Origin of the sequence: Citrobacter sp. RHB20-C16, assembly GCF_013890155.1 — a bacterium.
Lineage (GTDB): Bacteria > Pseudomonadota > Gammaproteobacteria > Enterobacterales > Enterobacteriaceae > Citrobacter_A > Citrobacter_A amalonaticus.
Genome location: NZ_CP057630.1, coordinates 26,570 through 44,266, shown reverse-complemented (window position 1 = coordinate 44,266; position 17,697 = coordinate 26,570). Strand labels below are relative to the sequence as shown.

Sequence of the window (17,697 nt, the reverse complement as noted above, 5' to 3'; positions counted from 1 at the left end):
ACGGTTAATGTGCATTCTATTATAGACATAGCTATGAATGAGAGAGCTTAACCATAAAAAAACACTACTAATTATGATGATTGTGATACCAATAACGATTATTCTTTTTGTAGTCATAACATTATTTCCCCAGCGTTGAATTATACACTGGGTCTGGAGTGAATCCATTCTCACCGGGCTGAGGTCCAGGATTTACTGGAGAGTTGGGCCAGGCCCCCTTAGGTATTGATGTGCCACACTCTTTCATTGCTTGTTCAGCACAATGACAACAATTGAATTCCGTAAAACTGTAATCTTTTCCCTTACATTGATCCATCGCTTTCTTAATACAATCATCAAGAGCGGGTTGTTTGGGTTCTGTACAAACAGTACCTTCTTGATGCGGGTCGGGATCGGGATTAACCCCTTTAGGGTCATAACTTGATGTTGAGCCATCATCAAATTTTACGTAACAATGCCTCGCATAGGGAATGGGTAGAAGAAGATCCCTGTGACACATTTGGAATAGCCCCAATGGATCTATTTTTGTGACCGGGTTAAGCGGATATTGATACAGATTCCGCCCTCCCGCTAACCCAATCGGGTCCTGCGTGATATACCTTCCCTGTGCTGGGTCGTAATACCGGTGCCGGTTATAGTACAACCCCGTCTCTTTATCCCACTGCTGCCCCGGCAGACGGATGAGCTGTTCCAGGTTATACGGGTTATCTTCCCGCAGGATATTCCCCCATTCATCAAACTCTGCGCGCCACGCAATGGCCCCGTTAACGTCAATCAGTGCCAGCGGCAGGCCCCGGTGGTCGCAGTGGTACAGGTGGATTTTGCGTTCCGGCGTGTATTCCGGCTCCAGCTGATTTTTCATCTGTTCCGGCGTCAGGCCGCACTGTGCCAGCCACGTCCGGCTGGCTTCGCTGAGTTCCCCGCGCCGTAGTTCCGCTTCCAGATTATCCACCATCGCCACCAGTTCCGGCGGGAAGGTCACGTTTGCTTCCTGCTGAAATTTCTCGGCCAGCGTGCGGCGGGTGGCTCTGGTCAGTTCTCCGGTTGCCGTTTCAATACGGATGAGCGGCGTGAAGCTCCCAGGCAGGTACACAGTCTGAATGCGGGTTTCGTCCGTCTGCGTGGTGGTCAGCCGGTTGCCATCCCAGGCGTACCACACGGTTTCCTGTAGCGCCGGCTGTGAACACGAGCCATCGTGAAAAACCGTACATGCCCACACCCGTTTGCTGATGCGGCGGCCCGGCGGGTCGTAAAGATAACGACTTTCCGTCAGCACGTTGCCCTGTTGCATCCGGCGGTAGTGCGTCAGCCGGTGCTGGTTATCATAGCGGTAATGATGCACGACGCTGCCGTGCGGGCGTATCCGGCGCTCGTCTTTCTCTGTCAGCCTGCCGTGTTCGTCATAATGATAAAAGTTCTCCACATCCTGGGTGATGTGGTTATCCGGGAAGCGTTCCGGCAGCATCGGGTATTTATCCTGCTGCGCTGTCCGGTTGCCCGCCGGGTCGGTGAACGTCCACTGCGCCAGGTCGTGGTGGGGCGATGTGATATGTGTACAGAGCAACCTTCCGGCGTCGCCGTACTGATAATCCCGCTGCTCATGCTGCCCGCGGATGTGAACAAGCTGCCCGCCGCTGTTCCAGGTGTAGTCGCGGTTAAGCTGAAGAATGCTGAGGTGATGGCTCTGTAGCTGACCGCCCGGCGTGTATGCCGTGGTCAGGTCGTATTCGCCGAAGCGGCGCTGCGTTTCCCGGTGCAGGCGGTCGCGGGTGAACTCAACCAGCGGCGTGTCGCCGAGCTTCATGCCGGCCAGATACCCGCTGCCATACGTGAGCCACGCCACCGGGGGAAGGGCGTCCGGTGTCACGCGGTCCGGCAGTCCCTTGGCGCTGTAATCGTGCCGGGTGGCGTGCTGCCACAGCAGCTCTCCCGTTTCGGGATGCTGCACCGTCTGGCGTTCAAGGTTCATCCGTCCCTGTTTATCGTACTCATACTGCACGGCGACGCGGTGGCCGTCGCTGAGATGGCTGACTTCGGCCAGCCAGCCACGCTCGTTGTACTGCCAGCGTTCTGCCTCTTCGTCATTCACCGTTCGGTATGTCAGCCGGTCTGACGCATCGTAATGCCACAGGGTGATGAGGCTTTCGTCCTCACTGCGGATAAGCTGCCCGGTAATACCGTACTGATAACGCTGCGTCCTGCCGTCAAAGCCCGTTTCCTGCACCAGCCTGTCCAGCACATCATAAGCGAAGGTGGTGTGGCTGCCGTTTTCGTTGGTCAGTTGCGTCACACGGCCTGCGGCGTCGTATGCCATCTGCCGGGTCAGGCCGCCAGTGGTGGTGCTCACCGGGTGTCCAGCGGCATCATACTCTGTGGTCTGCCTGCTGCCGTCCGGGTGGAGCACGACCATCAGGTCGCCCGCGATGCTGTACTCATAGCGGGTTTCGTGGCCCTGTGCATTTTTCTGGCTGACCAGTCTGCCCCGGTCATCGTAAGCACGGTACTGGCTGAGGCCTTCTTCCTGATGAAGGGCAGTGACCTGACCGAAGCGGTCATATTCGTAACGGGTCTGGTAGCCTGAGCAGTCGGTGAAGCTCAGCAACTGCCCGTAGCGGCTCCACGTCATCTGTTTCCGGCTGCCGGTGGCATCTTCGCTGGCGGACGGGTATTCGCTGTGCGGGTTGTCATAAAACCAGCGGGTGGTGCTGCCGTCGCGCAGGGTGTCGGCGATGAGTCTGCCCTGAATGTCGTATTCCTGCCGGCTTTGCAGGCCGTCCGGGTATACGGTGTCCGTCAACTGGCGCTGGCTGTTGTAATAAAATTCAGTACGCCTGCCGTCTGGCGCGACGATTTCTTTTAACTGGCCGGAGCCGGGACTCAGGCGGTATTCCGTCTTGCGGCCCGCCGCATCGGTCTGTGCAATAAGTCTCCCTGCCGGGTCGTATTCACTGTGAATGGCGCTGCCATCGGAGCGTTCCTGTTTCACTACCCGCTTCAGCCCGCCTTCGCCTTCGGTGTGCAGCACCTCACGACGGTTCAGACTATCGGTGATAATGACGCGGTTCTGTTCATACGAGTAGGTATAGCTTAAGCCTTCCGGGTTACGCTGTTCCGTTACCCGCCCGGCGATGTCATAGCGATAGCGTATCTCTGGTCTGCCCGCATAACGGTGTGCCACCATGCGTCCCGGATGCGGCGGGTCATACGTAAAATGGCGTACTGCCGTGCCGCTGCGGTCGTATACCGTTGCCAGTTCGCCACGCGGGGAATAGTCGTATCGCGCCAGCGGCGCGGCGGGCAGAGTGTCCGGGTATTCCGGGTCGTGGGTCAGCCATACTTCTGCCAGACGAAGGCCGTTGTCCGTGTCGTACGCGGTGGCGGGCAGAGCATCCGGGAAGGGAAGGGGTTTTGTGCCACTGGCGGTTACCTGCTTCCGGTACTGTGCTGCCCGCTGCGCCTGCGTGGTCAGCACCAGCCGGAAGCGGCGGCCTGCACCGTCCGTCACGGCGGTGATTTCCCCGGTTGCATCACCGGTAGCGGCACGATGGAAGACCATTCTCCGCCCTAAATTGTCCACCAGAGCCGTCAGCGTCCGGTACGGCGGCAGCGGGGCAGGTAAGGGTTCCTCCGCTCCCGGTACGCGCGCAGACCAGCCCAGGATCCACCACGGTCCCTGAACGCTGCTGGTTGCCAGATACACATGTGGACTGGTGCGAATGTCTTCCGGCAACGACTGCCACAGTGTGTGCAGCGGATTGCTTTCATGCAGCGCCGGCACGCCGCCCCGCGCCAGCCAGAGCGATTCGCTGCGGCTGAAGGCCGTTTCACCGGGAAACAGCGGCTCAAAGTGGATGCTTCTGCCGCCGTTATCGTTAATTATCAGTTCGTTATCGTGGATTTGTAAGCGGATATCGAAGGGCGCTTTCCAGCCGGGGCCAAAAATGCCCGACGGGGCAGGCGTTTTTGTCCGGTAGCTGCTGTAGGTTCTGGAGAGCACAAACGGCAACGGGCCGGGCAGGGCGAAATCGGTTTCACCGGGCTGCACCTTTGCACCCAGCAACGGATTGACCGGGTTACCGGAAGTCATCCCTCCCGGGCAGACCGAGCAGGCCACGCCGGTAGGTGCGCCAATCATCACACCCGCAGAGCCCTGGATTATCGGGCCACCCTTCATGGTGCCGTCGCCCTGACGCGCCGCCGGTTTTCCACTCATGCTTAAACCCTTTTTGCATATAAATCAGAAGGATTACCTTAAGCTGGCATCATGGGGAAAACTGCGAGGGGAGAGCAATATTGCCCGGATTCGGAAAACGTTTAGGCGGGAGGAAAAAAGCCCAGCGCGCAGGCTGGGCAAAATGTTACCAATTACACACTTAAGCGGTTCTTAACTGCTGAATTTTTCTTTCCCGGCGTATTTTGCGCTCTTCCATAACCGCAACCATCGCCATCAGGCAGATACAGCCGATAGCGGCGGCGTCCAGCGCAGCGAAGGTACCCGCCCAGCCGGTCAAACCAAACACTGGCGTACCGTCGGCAATCATCCCCAGACCTAACTTGGCAAAGCTATCGCCGATCAAGTACGCAAAGGTACCCTTGATACCGTCCGCCGCGCCAATGGCTTTTTTCGGAACAAAACCCACCGCCGCCACGCCAATCAACAGTTGCGGGCCAAACACCAGGAAGCCGAGCGCAAACAGTGACGCGAGATAGACATACTGGTTGCTGGCATGTTGGTACACGCCAAGCGTCGCGATGATCAGCGCCAGCGCCACGCAGGCCACCAGCGCACGGCGACCGTTCGCCAGATCCGAGAGCCAACCCCACAGCAGCGTACCGACCAGCGCCCCCACCTCAAACAAGGTAAAGCCCTGAATTGCCACCTCTTTGGACAGTTTCAGCTCCTGGAAAGCGTACACGGTAGACCACTGATCGATGCCGATACGCACCACGTACAGGAAGATGTTCGAGAAACAGAGCAGCCAGATCACTTTGTTTTTCAGCACGTATTCAACGAAGATCTGCCATTTGGTCATGTCATTTTCTTCGGTCTCTTTATCCTCTTCACTGATCTCTTCGCCGAACAGTTCTTCAGCTTTACCGAGGCCATACGATTCCGGCGAGTCGCTACCAAAGCGCAGACCGATAAAGCCAACAATCAGAGCGATAATCGACGGGAAGATAAACATCCCAATCACGTGTCCGTCGAACAGCACGTTCGCACCGAACAGCGCCACGCCTGCCGCACCTGCGCCGCCAAGGTTATGAGAGATATTCCAGAAGCCGAGGAAAGTGCCGCGCTTACGGCGAGGCGTCCATTTGGTGATAGTGGAATAGCTGCACGAGCCGCCGGTGCTCTGGAAGAAACCACTCAGGGCATAGAAGGCGATCATCAGGAACAGGCTTACGGAACCCGTTCCCATGCTGGCGCTGAAGCCGAGCATACAAATTGCAGAGAGGATCAGCATAAACGGCAGGAACTGCTTGGTGTTTTTGCCGTCCGCATAATAGGAAACCAGCGTTTTACCCACGCCGTAGGTGATGGAGAACCCCAGACCAATCATCCCCAGTTGCGTCATGCTCAACCCGTAGGTGGAAATCATATCGTTCTGGGCGATGTTAAAGTTCTTTCGGATCAAATACATAGTCAGGTAGCCGATGAAGACCACCAGATAAGACTGCATGAACGGTTTGAACCACATCTTGCGCCGCACATCAAGCGGCAGATCCAGGGTCGGTTTACGCACCTGGTTTAGAAAAGCCAGCATAGGACACTCCCGGGCTAATTTTTATACCTGCGAATGGCAGGCATTGTAAAAATCAGTCGGGAGACATGCCTGAGACAGCGTCCAGGCGAAACCGGGAAAATTTCTTAGTTTTGCCCCACTCGCGGTAAAAAAGTGAACTGCATCACGCTTCGCTGGCCTCACGTGGAGCCTGGGCGTTGAGGAATGGCAGTAACAGCAGGGCGGAGATCCCGGCAGCGATAGCGATGACCACGAAGAAACCGGTCCAGTGCCAGGTTTCCAGTACCTGCGCCAGCGGCCAGCCGGAAAGCGATGCACCGAGATAAGCAAACAGCCCAACAAATCCGGTTGCCGCCCCTGCCGCCTCTTTGTGCGAACACTCCGCCGCCGCCATACCGATCAGCATCTGCGGGCCAAAGACAAAGAATCCGGTGGTGAAGAAGCAGGCCGCCTGCATTACATAACTGGCAAACGGCATCAGCCACAGTGAACCCACCGAAAGCAAAATTCCGGCGGCAAAAATCAGGTTCATCGGCCCGCGATTGCCGTTGAACAGTTTGTCTGACCCCCAGCCCGCCACCAGCGCGCCGATAAATCCGCCCAGCTCGAACATCGTCACCGCCATGTTGGCGGACACCAGATCGACACCCAGCGTCTCGGACATATACAGATTGCCCCAGTCGTTGATGGCGGCGCGCACCACGTACACCAGCACATAACAGAGTGATAGCAGCCAGATATAAGGGTTGAGCAGCACGTATTTCGTGAGGATCTCTTTACGGGTCAGTCCCGTGCCCTCCTGTTGCTGAGCAATTTCCAGGGCATCGTGCTGCCAGTCGCCCACCGGTGGCAGCCCCACGGCCTGGGGACGGTCGCGCAGTCGCCAGCAAAGAAAAATTCCGACGACGATCGCCAGCATTCCGGCCATCATCATCCCGGCACGCCAGCCATAATGCAGTGCCGCAGCAGCCATGACGATCGGAATCAACGCACCGCCAACGTTGTGGGCGGTATTCCAGATAGCCCACCAGCCGCCGCGCTCGTTGCGCGAATACCATGCTGTCAGCAGACGTGCGCACACCGGCGCGCCCCATCCCTGGAAGAAAGCGTTCAGCGCCCACAGCAGGGCAAACGCCCAGAGCGAAGTGGAGAAACCAAACAGAATATTGACGATGCCGGTGGCAATCAGCCCTATCCCCATAAAATAGCGGGCGTTAGAACGATCGCTGACGATGCCGGAAACGAATTTCGACACGCCATAGGTGATGTAAAACAGCGTCGCCAGCAGGCCGATATCGCTGCGGGTTAACACGCCGTTGGCGAGAATGTCCGGGACGGCGGCGTTAAAACTTTTCCGCGTGAAATAGAACAGGGCGTAGCCCAGCCAGATGGTCAGCAGAATATGGCGACGCCAGTAGCGATAAAGATCGTCGATCTCGCGCTTGTCCGTTAACTGCGGCGCATTCGCCGGGGCGTTAAAAAAGGTTAGCATTGCCGCTCCTCAAACGTAACGCAGGGGTAGCGAGACGCTGACTCGCGTACCGTGCGTGCAGGAAATCGTCAGCGAACCGCCGAGCGCCGTAACGCGCTCGCGCATCCCGGTCAGGCCAAAACCCTGCTGACCGGAGCCCGGCGGCAGACCGCTGCCGTCATCCTCAATCACCAGCATCAGCCACTCGTCCTGCTGCCAGCCCTGCAGCGTCACCGCGCTGGCGTTGGCATGTTTCACTATATTGTTCAGCCCTTCCTGACAGACGCGAAACAGCGTCACCCGCAAACCCTCGCTGAGCGCCGTCTCGTCGATCCGCCAGTCGAGATGGCTGACGATGCCGCGACTTTCCAGCTCCATTTCCCGCATCAGCGAGCGGATCGCCTGTTCCAGCGTTAAATCATCCAACTGGCGCGGACGCAGGCGTCCCAGCAGGCGGCGCACGGAATCATAGACGCCCAGCGAAAGCTGTTCGATAAGCTGTCCGCTCTGCTTCACGCCGCCGTTTTCAACCGCCAGCCGCTGCACGATTCCGGCCTGAGTACGGATCGCGGTGATGGTCTGGCCGATATCATCGTGCAACTCACGCGCCACGTCGCGGCGTACGCTCTCTTCCGTTTCCAGCAGGCGCTCCGCCAGCCGGTGATTGCGCGCCAGTTCGTTTTGCAGCGACTGGTTCAGCTCACGCAGACGCTGAATACCCGCGCCAAGCAGCAGTCCGGTCAGGCTTTGCGCCAACAGGGAGAGCAATAAATCTACGGGGTGATCGTGCCAGGTCTGGCTGGCAATCAGCGCGATAGCGTTCATCAGGGTTGCGATCAGTGCCCCCTGCCAGCCGTAATGCCAGGCCAGCGCAATAATCGGCAGCGCCAGACAGAAGGGGGTAAATCGCGAAAGCTCTGCGGGTAATCCCAACTGGAGCCACAGACTGACGCTAAACAGCAGCAGATACCAGATCAGGTGCCGACCGCGCCAGTTCACCGGTTGCGACACCAGCGCCGGACCCAACGGCAGCCAGGTCGTACTGGTCAGATAGTGCCAGAACACCAGGCAGATCGGTGCCAGCGTCAATCCGCCGGTCAGGGTCAGCAGCAGCGCATTCCAGGCTTCTTCCCCCTGTCCCAACCAGGGTAGCGACTGCAACAGCGCTGCCGCCGTCAACGCCGCGCCCTGAAGCAGCAGCGTTCGCCAGTCACGCTGATGGCGATAACGGGAGATCAGCGCCACGGGCAGCAGCGTCAGCAGGCCGCCAATCAGCAAAAGGGGAAGATGCTCCAGCGCCACTTCCTGCGCCAGCCAGAAGGTCAGCAGCCATTCCGCGCCCAGCAATACCGGCCAATAGCCGCGTGGACATTGCAGCATCAGCCCCAGGCGCAAACCAAACGGGAACAGCAGTACCGCCAGTTCCGGACGCTCAACCAGATGCAGGCTGATGCTCCACAGACAAAACCAGGCGGCAGAGAAAATAAAAAAACAGGCGAGAACGGTGATAAACCGTGACAACAGGGTTTTCATTGCCAGCCGTCAAACATGCGCCGCGCCAGCTCAACGTCATTGCTGACGCCCAGTTTTTCCATCAGGTTTGCGCGATGGACGTGCACCGTTTTCGGCGATAGCCCCAGCTCGACAGCAATCTCTTTTACCGCCATCCCCTGCGCCAGTTTTTCCGCCACCTGGCGCTCGCGCCGGGTCAGCGGATCCTGGCGGCCAGCCGCCAGTTTGACGGCGATTTCTGGCGTCAAATAACAGCCGCCGGTAGCCACGGTATGTACTGCGGCAATCAGTTCATCCGGGCTGCAGCGTTTGGAGAGAAAGCCGCGCGCCCCGGCGTTCAGCGCCTGTTCCACCAGCGCCGGGCTGTCGTGTACCGAGAGCATGATGGTCGCCATCCCTTTTGGCAACTGGCTCAACAGCTCCAGACCGGAGATATCCGGCATCGAGATGTCGCAAATACACACCTGAACACCGCGTCCCGGCAATCCCGCCAGCGCCTCACGCCCCGAGCCAAACTCGGCGACCACCTGTAAATCGGCCTCCAGCCCAAGCAATTGGGCAAAGCCGGAGCGAACGATAAGGTGGTCGTCTATAAGGGCAACGGTAATCATGGTTCTGTCCTGGCGGGTAAAAAAACGCGCTTACCTTAACGATAAGCGCGTTGCTGTTCAAGCCTTGAGCGATCAGGCGATACCCGTGGTGACCGTAAAACTCCGCGTTTGCTGCGGCGGCACGTCAAGTAATGAGCCATTTCGCTGGGCGGCGAGAAAGCCTTCCGGACGGCAGGTGGCGGGCAGGGCGAATGCTGCGACCTGCTGATCGCCGTTATACAGGATCCAGCGGGTGACATAGTTGAGTTCCGAACTGGCGAAACGGGTGACAAACGTGGTGCCATCCGGGGCGATCATGCGGAATTCGGGTTTATCCGTATACCTGTCCAGTTTGTCGGCAAAGAAGACGATTTCCGGATCGTAAAAGTCAGGTTCATTGAGCGCGGCCAGCGACGCGTCGCCTTGTAAGATCCGCTGATTAAACGCCAGCCACTGTGCGGTGGGTTTCACATGCGCCGGGACCGATTCTCGAAGCCGCAGCGCCTCATCCGGGATATTCTGGCTGAAAGTGGCTTCCGGTACGTACGCATAGTTCATGTGGCACATGTACTGTAACGGCATCGCGACGGATGCGAGGTTAGTGACGGCCATCTGAATATCAAACAGCGCGCTCGCTTTATGCATCACCACCGCAGGCTGCGCCTGATAATGATGACCGAATCCCATCACATACTCGTAGCGTCCGGTCACGCGCAGACTGTCGCCGTCCAGTTCCAGCCAGGCCTCGTCCATCGCGGCGCAGGCCATTTCACCGTGCAACGGGTGCGTATCTTCCGGCGACGGGCAGCCATTGGCCAGCAGGCCGGAATGGAAGGCAAAACAGCCATAGGTCGCCACGACTTCCGTTGCGGGTTTCGGCTGGCGGAACATGTTGCGCATGGTCAGATCGTGGCCATCAAACCGGGCATCCCAGATCATCTGCCCCATCCAGGGCAGAATCACCAGATGACCACGACTGTTCTGCACCTTCAGCCCTTCCACACCGCTGGCATAACGAAAGGCAGTGACCGTGAAATCACAGTTCTCCAGCAGGACTTGAGGATGTTCACCAAAGAGCGTCCGCCACAGCGTAATACGTGTTGTCATCATCGTTCTCCTCAGGATGCAGTCGCTTCAGCCAGGCTGCGCACTTTGCTTTCACGCCAGAAGTAAACCCCTACGTAAACGAAGCACAGCATGGAGACGAGGAACGAGAGTTGTAGCGAGTGGAACATATCCGCCACATAACCCTGAATCGCCGGAACCACGGCGGCGCCAACGATGGCCATCACAATCACCGCACCCGCCATTTCAGTATGTTCGTTATCGACCGTATCCAGCGTACCGGCATAGATGGTCGCCCAGCAAGGTCCAAACAGAATGCTCACCAGTACCGCGACGTATACCGCGCTAAAGCTCGGAGCCAGCGAAACATAGGCAAGGAACAGCGCGCCGATAATGGAGTAAAGGATCAGCACCTTTTCCGGATTAAAACGGGTCATCAGGATGTTGGCGATAAACTTACCGATAAAGAAGCAGGCAAAGCTATAGACCATGAAGTTAGAAGCATCACGCTCGTTGATATCGCCCAACTCCAGCGCCAGACGGATGGTGAATGACCACACGGCAACCTGCATTCCCACGTACAGAAACTGCGCCACAATACCGCGGCGGAAACGGGCATTGCTCGCCAGATAGCGCAATGTGTCCATCGCTGACGGGCGTTTATGGTTGGCGGTTTGCGCTACTTTGCAGGTCGGGAAGCGGGTCAGCAGGAACAGTACCATCACCACCACCAGAACCATAATCATGTACTTATACGGCTCAAGGGTGTTTTCCAGCATCAACACTTTAAAGTTATGGATCTGCTCGGCATTCATCCCCGCCATCTGTTTTTCCAGACTGTCGCCTTCGGAAAAGACCAGATATTTACCCAGCAAAATGCCGGACGCCGCGCCAATCGGATAGAAAGTCTGACTGATATTCAATCGTAAGGTGGCGTAGGCTTTTGGACCGATCATCGAACTGTAGGTGTTCGCCGCGGTTTCCAGGAAGCTCAGACCAATGGCAATCGCGAAGATCGCCGCAAGGAACATGGTGTAAGTGGCCATGTGTGAGGCCGGGAAAAAGAGCGTACAGCCGACGATATACAGCGTCAGGCCGATTAATATCGCTACTTTATAACTGGTCTTTTTAATCACCAGGGATGCCGGGATCGCAATTAAAAAATAACCGCCATAAAAGGCGCTCTGAACTAATGCTGAGGCAAAGTTGCTGAGTGAAAATACGCTTTTGAATTGCGTAATCAAAATATCATTTAATGCGGCTGCGCATCCCCATAACGGGAATAAACAGGATAACAAAATAAACTGGAACAGAGGGGTCTTATTCAGATATCCATCGGGCATCTGAATGATGTTTTTATCGTTCATAGTGCTACCTTTTACAGTGCAGGAGTATTATTCGTTTAGGGTAAGAAATTCATTAAATTGTTCGATACTCGGATAAGAGGATTGTGTGCCTTTCCCGGTAACGCTAAACGCAGCGAAAAGGACGGCTTTCTTCATCGCGGCTTCGACATCTCCGCTCTGGACATAGTAATGGGCAAAGCAACCGATAAAAGCATCGCCTGCGCCACTGGTATCAACAGCATTAACGCGAAACGCCGGAACATGAACTTCCTGGTCACGCGTCATCCATAACGCACCTTTTTCGCCCATGGTGACAATAATATTGTTTAACCCTTTATCCACCAGGGATCGGGCGGCGGCACGAATATGATCATACGAGTCCACCGACATGCCGGTTAATATTTCCAGCTCAGTTTCATTCGGTACAAAGAAATCACATTTACAGGCGTACGACATATCTAATTCCCGCAATGCCGGTGCGGGATTTAATAACACTTCAATGCCATGCTTTTTGCCAAATTCAATGGCGTGATAAACCGTCTCCAGCTGAACTTCCAGTTGCAAGACAATAAGCTGACATTTTTTTAAATCTTCCGCTGCGCGATCGATATCTTCCGGAGAGAGGAATTTGTTCGCCCCTTTAATAATAAGAATGCTGTTACTGGAGTTCGCATTCACAAAAATCGGCGCCACGCCGCTACTGGTGCACGGGACTTTTTCGACATAGGTGGTGTTGATGCCCCAGGATTCGAGATTGCGAATCGTGTTATCCGCAAAGATATCGTCACCGACTTTGGTCAGCATCAGCACTTTCGAATTGAGTTTCGCCGCAGCAACAGCTTGATTCGCACCTTTACCACCGCAGCCGATTTTAAACGCTGGCGCTTCCAGGGTTTCCCCTTCTTTGGGCATCTGATTGGTGTAGGTGATGAGATCCACCATGTTAGAGCCAATAACCGCGATATCCATTTTACTACCTCTCAGAAACAATCACACAACAATGATATTAAAATAACATTATCATGTTACTTCCGTATCATTTGTGACTACGATCGCGATTGGAAGATCATTTCACTGTTTATTTATTAGGCGCATTATGCACATGCAATCACCCTTCCCCATCCATCAATAGTTACAATTAACTGAAATTAAACTAGTTATAATCAAAGAAACGCGAACGAACGCGCTTTTAATTCCTGCCTGCCGGACGTATAGTAATGCAGCAACATAATGTTCCAGTGGACACAAAAATGTTACTGATGGAACATACGCAACATGAATCGCGGAGAAGGTGAATGGAAACCAAGCAAAAAGAACGTATTCGACGTCTGATGGAACTGTTGAAGAAGACCGACCGCATCCATCTGAAAGACGCCGCGCGGATGCTGGAGGTTTCCGTGATGACCATCCGCCGCGACCTTAGTCAGGATGACGAACCGTTACCCCTGACGCTGCTCGGCGGCTATATCGTCATGGTGAATAAACCTGCCGCGTCCTCTCACGCCCCGCTGCCTGCGGTTAAAACCCATCATCGCGACGATTTGCCTGTCGCGATCCTGGCGGCCGGTCTGGTGAGCGAAAACGATCTGATCTTTTTTGATAATGGTCCGGAGATGCCGTTGGTGATCAGCATGATCCCGGACGAGATCACCTTTACCGGGATCTGCTACTCGCACCAGGTTTTTATCGCGCTCAATGAAAAACCCAACGCCACAGCAATCCTCTGCGGGGGAACCTATCGGGCGAAGAGCGATGCGTTCTACGATGCCAATAACCCGTCACCACTGGATTCACTGAATCCGCGGAAAGTCTTTATCTCCGCCAGCGGCGTACACGAGCACTTCGGCGTCAGTTGGTTTAACCCGGACGACCTTGCCACTAAGCGCAAAGCGATGGAGCGCGGACTACGTAAAATTTTACTGACGCGTTACGCCCTGTTCGATGAGGTCGCTCCCGCCAGCATCGGCCCGCTTTCCACCTTTGATGTCCTGATATGCGATCGTCCGTTACCGGCAGATTACGCCACCCACTGCCGGAACGGTTCTGTCAACGTGATTACCCCTGATTCAGACGGCGATTAATTTACTCAAAGAACACGGCAATTTTGTTGAACATCGTCGGGTCTGACTGATTACGTACCACTTTCACCACATCTTCCAGCTTATCGATTTGGCTAATCATCTGCTCCAGACGCTGATCGTCGTTGACCAGAAGCCAGATGCGGCTCTGGTCGCTACTCTGAATCGGCAGACAGAGGATGCCCTCGACGTTAAATGCACGGCGGGCAAAGAGTCCGCAGACGTGGGTCATAACGCCTGGGTGGTTGCGGACGGTGAGTTCCAGAATGACGTTCTCATGTGATTGTTTCTGCATGGCTTATTCCCCCACCATCTCTGTATTTGCCGCGCCTGGCGGTACCATTGGATACACTTTTTCTTCCGCATCAATGCGGACATGGATCAGCGCCGGTCCCGGCCGACTGATGATCTCCTGCAATGCCGCCTGCGGGTCCGCTTCGTTATTCAGATCGCAGGTATGCAAACCAAATCCGGCAGCAATCTGCATGAAGTTGATGGTTCCCGGATAGGTCGCCGCAAAAACGCCCTGCTTGTAAAACAGACTCTGCTGTTGATGCACCAGCCCCAGCGCTTCGTTATTCATCAGGATGATTTTCACATCCAGTTGGTTTTCGCTGGCGGTCGCCATCTCCTGAATGTTCATCATCAGACTGCCGTCGCCGGAGAAGCACAGTACTTTCTTATCCGGGTTCGCCAGCGCCGCGCCAATTGCCGCCGGCAGACCAAATCCCATGGTGCCCAGCCCGCCAGAGGTCAGCCACTGGCGTGGACGGTTCAGCGGATAGGCCTGCGCCGCCCACATCTGATGCTGGCCCACGTCGGTAGTGATAATCGCGTTGTCGTCCACACAGGCCGCCACGGCGTTGATCAGACCATAATGACTGAGTGGGTCGCTTTCCTGTGGAATGGTACACGGAAATTCACGTTGCAAATCGCTGACCAACTGGTGCCACTCTGCGCGCGGTTTCGCCTCAATTTGTGGAATCAGTTGCGCCAGCACGTCATCCACATCCGCCTGAATCGCGATGTGCGGCTGCTTGATTTTACCCAGCTCCGCGCGGTCGATATCGACGTGGATAATTTTGGCGTTCGGGCAGAACTGCTCGGTTTTGCCTATCGCCCGGTCATCAAAACGCGCGCCCAGCACGATCAGCAGATCCGCCTCTTGCAGGATGAAGTTGGTGCTGCGTGCGCCGTGCATCCCTAACATGCCTAACGACAACGGATGCGCTTTCGGCAGCATTCCCAGCGCCATCAACGTCATGGTGGTCGGCAACTGCGCCTTTTCCGCCAGTTCACGCACCCGCTGTGGCGCATTAATCACCCCGCCACCGAGGTACAACACCGGGCGCTGTGCAGCGTTAATCATTGCGGCTGCGTCACGAATGCTGTCTGCACTGAATTCCGGCGTCGCCATTTTCTGTGCCGGTTCTGGCATCTCGTCAATCTCGAGGACCGCCATCTGGATATCCTTAGGTATGTCTATCCACACCGGGCCAGGACGTCCGGACTGAGCAAGACGAAATGCGTCGCTCATCACCTGCGGGAGTTCATCGATATGTCTGACCAGATAGTTATGTTTTGTGATGGGGATAGAGATGCCGTAGGTGTCCACTTCCTGGAAGGCGTCGGTGCCGATCATGGAAGCCGGAACCTGCCCGGTGATACACACCATAGGGATAGAATCCAGGCGCGCATCGGCGATAGCGGTCACCAGATTGGTCGCGCCCGGCCCGCTACAGGCCATGCACACCGCCGGTTTGCCGTCGGTGCGCGCCATGCCCTGCGCAATGAACCCCGCTCCCTGCTCGTGGCGCGCCAGAATATGGCGGATTTGCGTGCTCTGACTTAAGGCATCATAGACGGGGAGAATCGATCCACCGGGAATCCCAGTGACAATCTTAATGCCCTGACGTTCCAGAAAATGAACGATGAATTCAGCGCCCGTAAAACGCGTACGCTGGGATGTTGATGTTGTGCCCGAACTTGCCATGCTCCAGTCCTTTTGTTCTGGGCCGACGCTCCGGACAGGTCTCTTAAACGAAAAACCCCGCCCGGTTTGCGCCGGCGGGGTTTTGGAATCGTGTGTTGTTCCGGACCCTACGGCGCATTGCCGACGACCACCACCACACGCACGACGACCGCTGCGCGAGATGGCGCAGTGTTTAGTAGGGTCGCAGTCAGCATGGATGGGTTCATTAGGGACCTTGTCTGTTTAATGATTAACAGGATTTATACAAGCACAGCTTTCATAACCTGACAACGGAAAAATTTTCATCTGCGTAAAAATGCGTCGACGATCACGTTTCGCTAATAAAAACCCCTGAAAACAAAAAACCCCGCCGGAGCGAGGTTTTTTCAGCGGGATGCGGTTGGTTGCCGCAAAGCACACTGTGTTATGTCAACAGCAAAAGTATACGCGTTCTGCGAAGAACACGCAATTTCGGCACGGATTTTGACGCTTTTGAGTATGGATCAGAAGTTCGGTACTGTCCACAAATACCTGTTCATTCATACAGTATTTATCTATAATATCTCCGTACGCAGTGTGTCAGGTGGGGCCGCATCGTAAACCGGCGCAACAAAGTCCTGGCTGAAACGGGTGGTGCCGTCAGCGCCTTAACCCCCCCGGTGAGCACACTGTGTTATGTCAACAAAGGTGCTGATAACAGGCGGCGGAAAGGCACGTCAGCACCGTGCTCCTTTGCTAAAGGAGACGCGTATGAGCCTCGTGGATATCGCTATTCTTATCCTGAAACTCATTGTTGCAGCCATGCAACTGCTTGATGCTGTTCTGAAATACCTGAAGTAATTCAGATTCAAGTCGCACTAAAGGGGAGCGGGCAACCGCTCCCCTTTTACATCGCAGATGCTTATGCGGTGATGATATGTTACGTTTTTATGACATTCCCTGATGACGTCTGCGCTATGACCCTTACCGTTTTCTGCATTTTGCTGTTCGCCGCACTGCTGCACGCCAGCTGGAACGCCATTGTGAAAGCCGGGAACGACAAACTCTACGCCGCCATCAGCGTCAGCGGTTCCGCCGCCATTATGGCGCTCCTGTGCCTGCCCTTTGCGCCACAACCCTCAACCGCCAGCATCCCGTTTTTAGCGGCCTCGACCGCATTACAGGTGGTCTACACCGTACTGGTCGCCAGAACGTATACCGTTTCCGATATGAGTCAGACCTATCCGCTGATGCGCGGGACGGCGCCGCTACTGGTGGCCATCATCAGCGTACTTTTTCTTGGCGACAGCCTGTCCGCCCTGGCCTGGACGGGTATCGCGGTGATCTGCGCCGCCATCCTCGGCATGGCCTTTAACGGTCGGACTCGTTCGCAGCAAGGTATTGTGCTCGCCCTGATTAACGCCTGTTTCATCGCCGGATATACGCTGGTGGACGGCACCGGCGTCAGGCTCTCGGAAACCGCGCTGGGATACACGCTCTGGACCTTCTTTTTGAACGGTTCCTGCCTGCTGGGATGGGCGATGATGGCCCGTCGTCGTGAAGCATTGCGCTATCTGACGCAGCACTGGAAGAAGGGGATTTTTGGCGGCATTGCCACCATGGGCTCTTACGGACTGGCACTCTGGGCAATGACTCTCGCGCCGCTGGCTGTCGTCGCTGCACTGCGTGAAACCTCAATCCTGTTCGGCGCGCTGATTGCCTGGCTGCTGCTGAAAGAGCGGGTAGTGGGGTTGCGCCTGGTGGCTGCTGGCGGGATTGCCGCTGGCGCCATTCTGTTACGCCTGTCCTAGAACTCAAACTCGGCAACATTTGTTGCCGCTTTTTGTTTACATATCCTGCCGTTCACTCCTTTTCCATTCCCGCTCACCATCTGGCCTTCTTTTTTTAGTGTGGTAGATTTCACTCGCATTTATGGGAAT

14 protein-coding genes are annotated in these 17,697 nt (G+C 55.8%); 3 read left to right on the top strand and 11 right to left on the bottom strand.

All coding sequences use genetic code 11. The features are described from left to right. Positions 1-121 precede the first annotated feature (121 nt). The 8 genes from HVX64_RS00190 to rbsK form a co-directional block, all read right to left on the bottom strand. Entirely contained in the window at positions 122-4,174 is a 4,053-nt protein-coding gene (locus tag HVX64_RS00190; RefSeq protein ID WP_346011003.1) for an RHS element core protein, read from the bottom strand. 199 nt (positions 4,175-4,373) lie between these two features. Continuing rightward, complete coding sequence (gene uhpT, locus HVX64_RS00185) at positions 4,374-5,765, bottom strand: hexose-6-phosphate:phosphate antiporter (RefSeq protein WP_042998701.1); 1,392 nt, start codon at positions 5,763-5,765, stop codon at positions 4,374-4,376. A gap of 142 nt (positions 5,766-5,907) precedes the next feature. Beyond that, positions 5,908-7,236: an MFS transporter gene (locus tag HVX64_RS00180; RefSeq protein WP_044256144.1), complete on the bottom strand. Its 1,329-nt coding sequence runs from the start codon at positions 7,234-7,236 to the stop codon at positions 5,908-5,910. Between the two features lie 9 nt (positions 7,237-7,245). Beyond that, positions 7,246-8,748, bottom strand: coding sequence for a signal transduction histidine-protein kinase/phosphatase UhpB (gene uhpB / locus HVX64_RS00175; protein ID WP_181825203.1), 1,503 nt, complete (start codon positions 8,746-8,748; stop codon positions 7,246-7,248). Then, positions 8,745-9,338, bottom strand: coding sequence for a transcriptional regulator UhpA (uhpA, locus tag HVX64_RS00170; RefSeq protein WP_042998704.1), 594 nt, complete (start codon positions 9,336-9,338; stop codon positions 8,745-8,747). The genes uhpB and uhpA overlap by 4 nt, the downstream gene beginning before the upstream one ends. A gap of 72 nt (positions 9,339-9,410) precedes the next feature. Further along, positions 9,411-10,424: an aldose 1-epimerase family protein gene (locus HVX64_RS00165; protein WP_042998705.1), complete on the bottom strand. Its 1,014-nt coding sequence runs from the start codon at positions 10,422-10,424 to the stop codon at positions 9,411-9,413. Positions 10,425-10,435: 11 nt separating this feature from the next. Further along, positions 10,436-11,749, bottom strand: coding sequence for an L-fucose:H+ symporter permease (gene fucP, locus HVX64_RS00160; RefSeq protein WP_042998706.1), 1,314 nt, complete (start codon positions 11,747-11,749; stop codon positions 10,436-10,438). 27 nt (positions 11,750-11,776) lie between these two features. After that, a complete protein-coding gene (rbsK, locus tag HVX64_RS00155; protein WP_042998707.1) occupies positions 11,777-12,697 on the bottom strand; it encodes a ribokinase in 921 nt (306 codons plus the stop codon). Between the two features lie 326 nt (positions 12,698-13,023). On the opposite strand from rbsK, the gene HVX64_RS00150 reads away from it, so the two are divergent. Beyond that, positions 13,024-13,809 (top strand): DeoR family transcriptional regulator, encoded by a 786-nt coding sequence (locus HVX64_RS00150; RefSeq protein ID WP_042998708.1) that lies wholly within the window; start codon positions 13,024-13,026, stop codon positions 13,807-13,809. Between the two features lies 1 nt (position 13,810). On the opposite strand, the gene ilvN is transcribed toward HVX64_RS00150, so the two are convergent. The 3 genes from ilvN to ivbL all read right to left on the bottom strand — a co-directional run bounded on the left by ilvN (position 13,811) and on the right by ivbL (position 16,005). Continuing rightward, on the bottom strand, positions 13,811-14,101 hold the full coding sequence (gene ilvN, locus HVX64_RS00145) for an acetolactate synthase small subunit (protein ID WP_042998709.1): 291 nt from the start codon (positions 14,099-14,101) through the stop codon (positions 13,811-13,813). A 3-nt stretch (positions 14,102-14,104) separates the two neighbouring features. Then, on the bottom strand, positions 14,105-15,799 hold the full coding sequence (gene ilvB / locus HVX64_RS00140) for an acetolactate synthase large subunit (protein ID WP_042998710.1): 1,695 nt from the start codon (positions 15,797-15,799) through the stop codon (positions 14,105-14,107). 107 nt (positions 15,800-15,906) lie between these two features. Then, positions 15,907-16,005 carry an ilvB operon leader peptide IvbL gene (ivbL, locus tag HVX64_RS00135; protein ID WP_042998711.1) on the bottom strand — a complete coding sequence of 33 codons (99 nt, stop codon included), beginning with the start codon at positions 16,003-16,005 and terminating at the stop codon, positions 15,907-15,909. Positions 16,006-16,528: 523 nt separating this feature from the next. Between ivbL and tisB the strand changes: the two genes are divergently transcribed. Together tisB and HVX64_RS00125 are read left to right on the top strand one after the other, a co-directional pair. Then, positions 16,529-16,618 (top strand): type I toxin-antitoxin system toxin TisB, encoded by a 90-nt coding sequence (gene tisB / locus HVX64_RS00130; protein WP_042323479.1) that lies wholly within the window; start codon positions 16,529-16,531, stop codon positions 16,616-16,618. A 116-nt stretch (positions 16,619-16,734) separates the two neighbouring features. Then, entirely contained in the window at positions 16,735-17,568 is an 834-nt protein-coding gene (locus HVX64_RS00125; protein ID WP_044326834.1) for a DMT family transporter, read from the top strand. Positions 17,569-17,697: the final 129 nt, after the last annotated feature.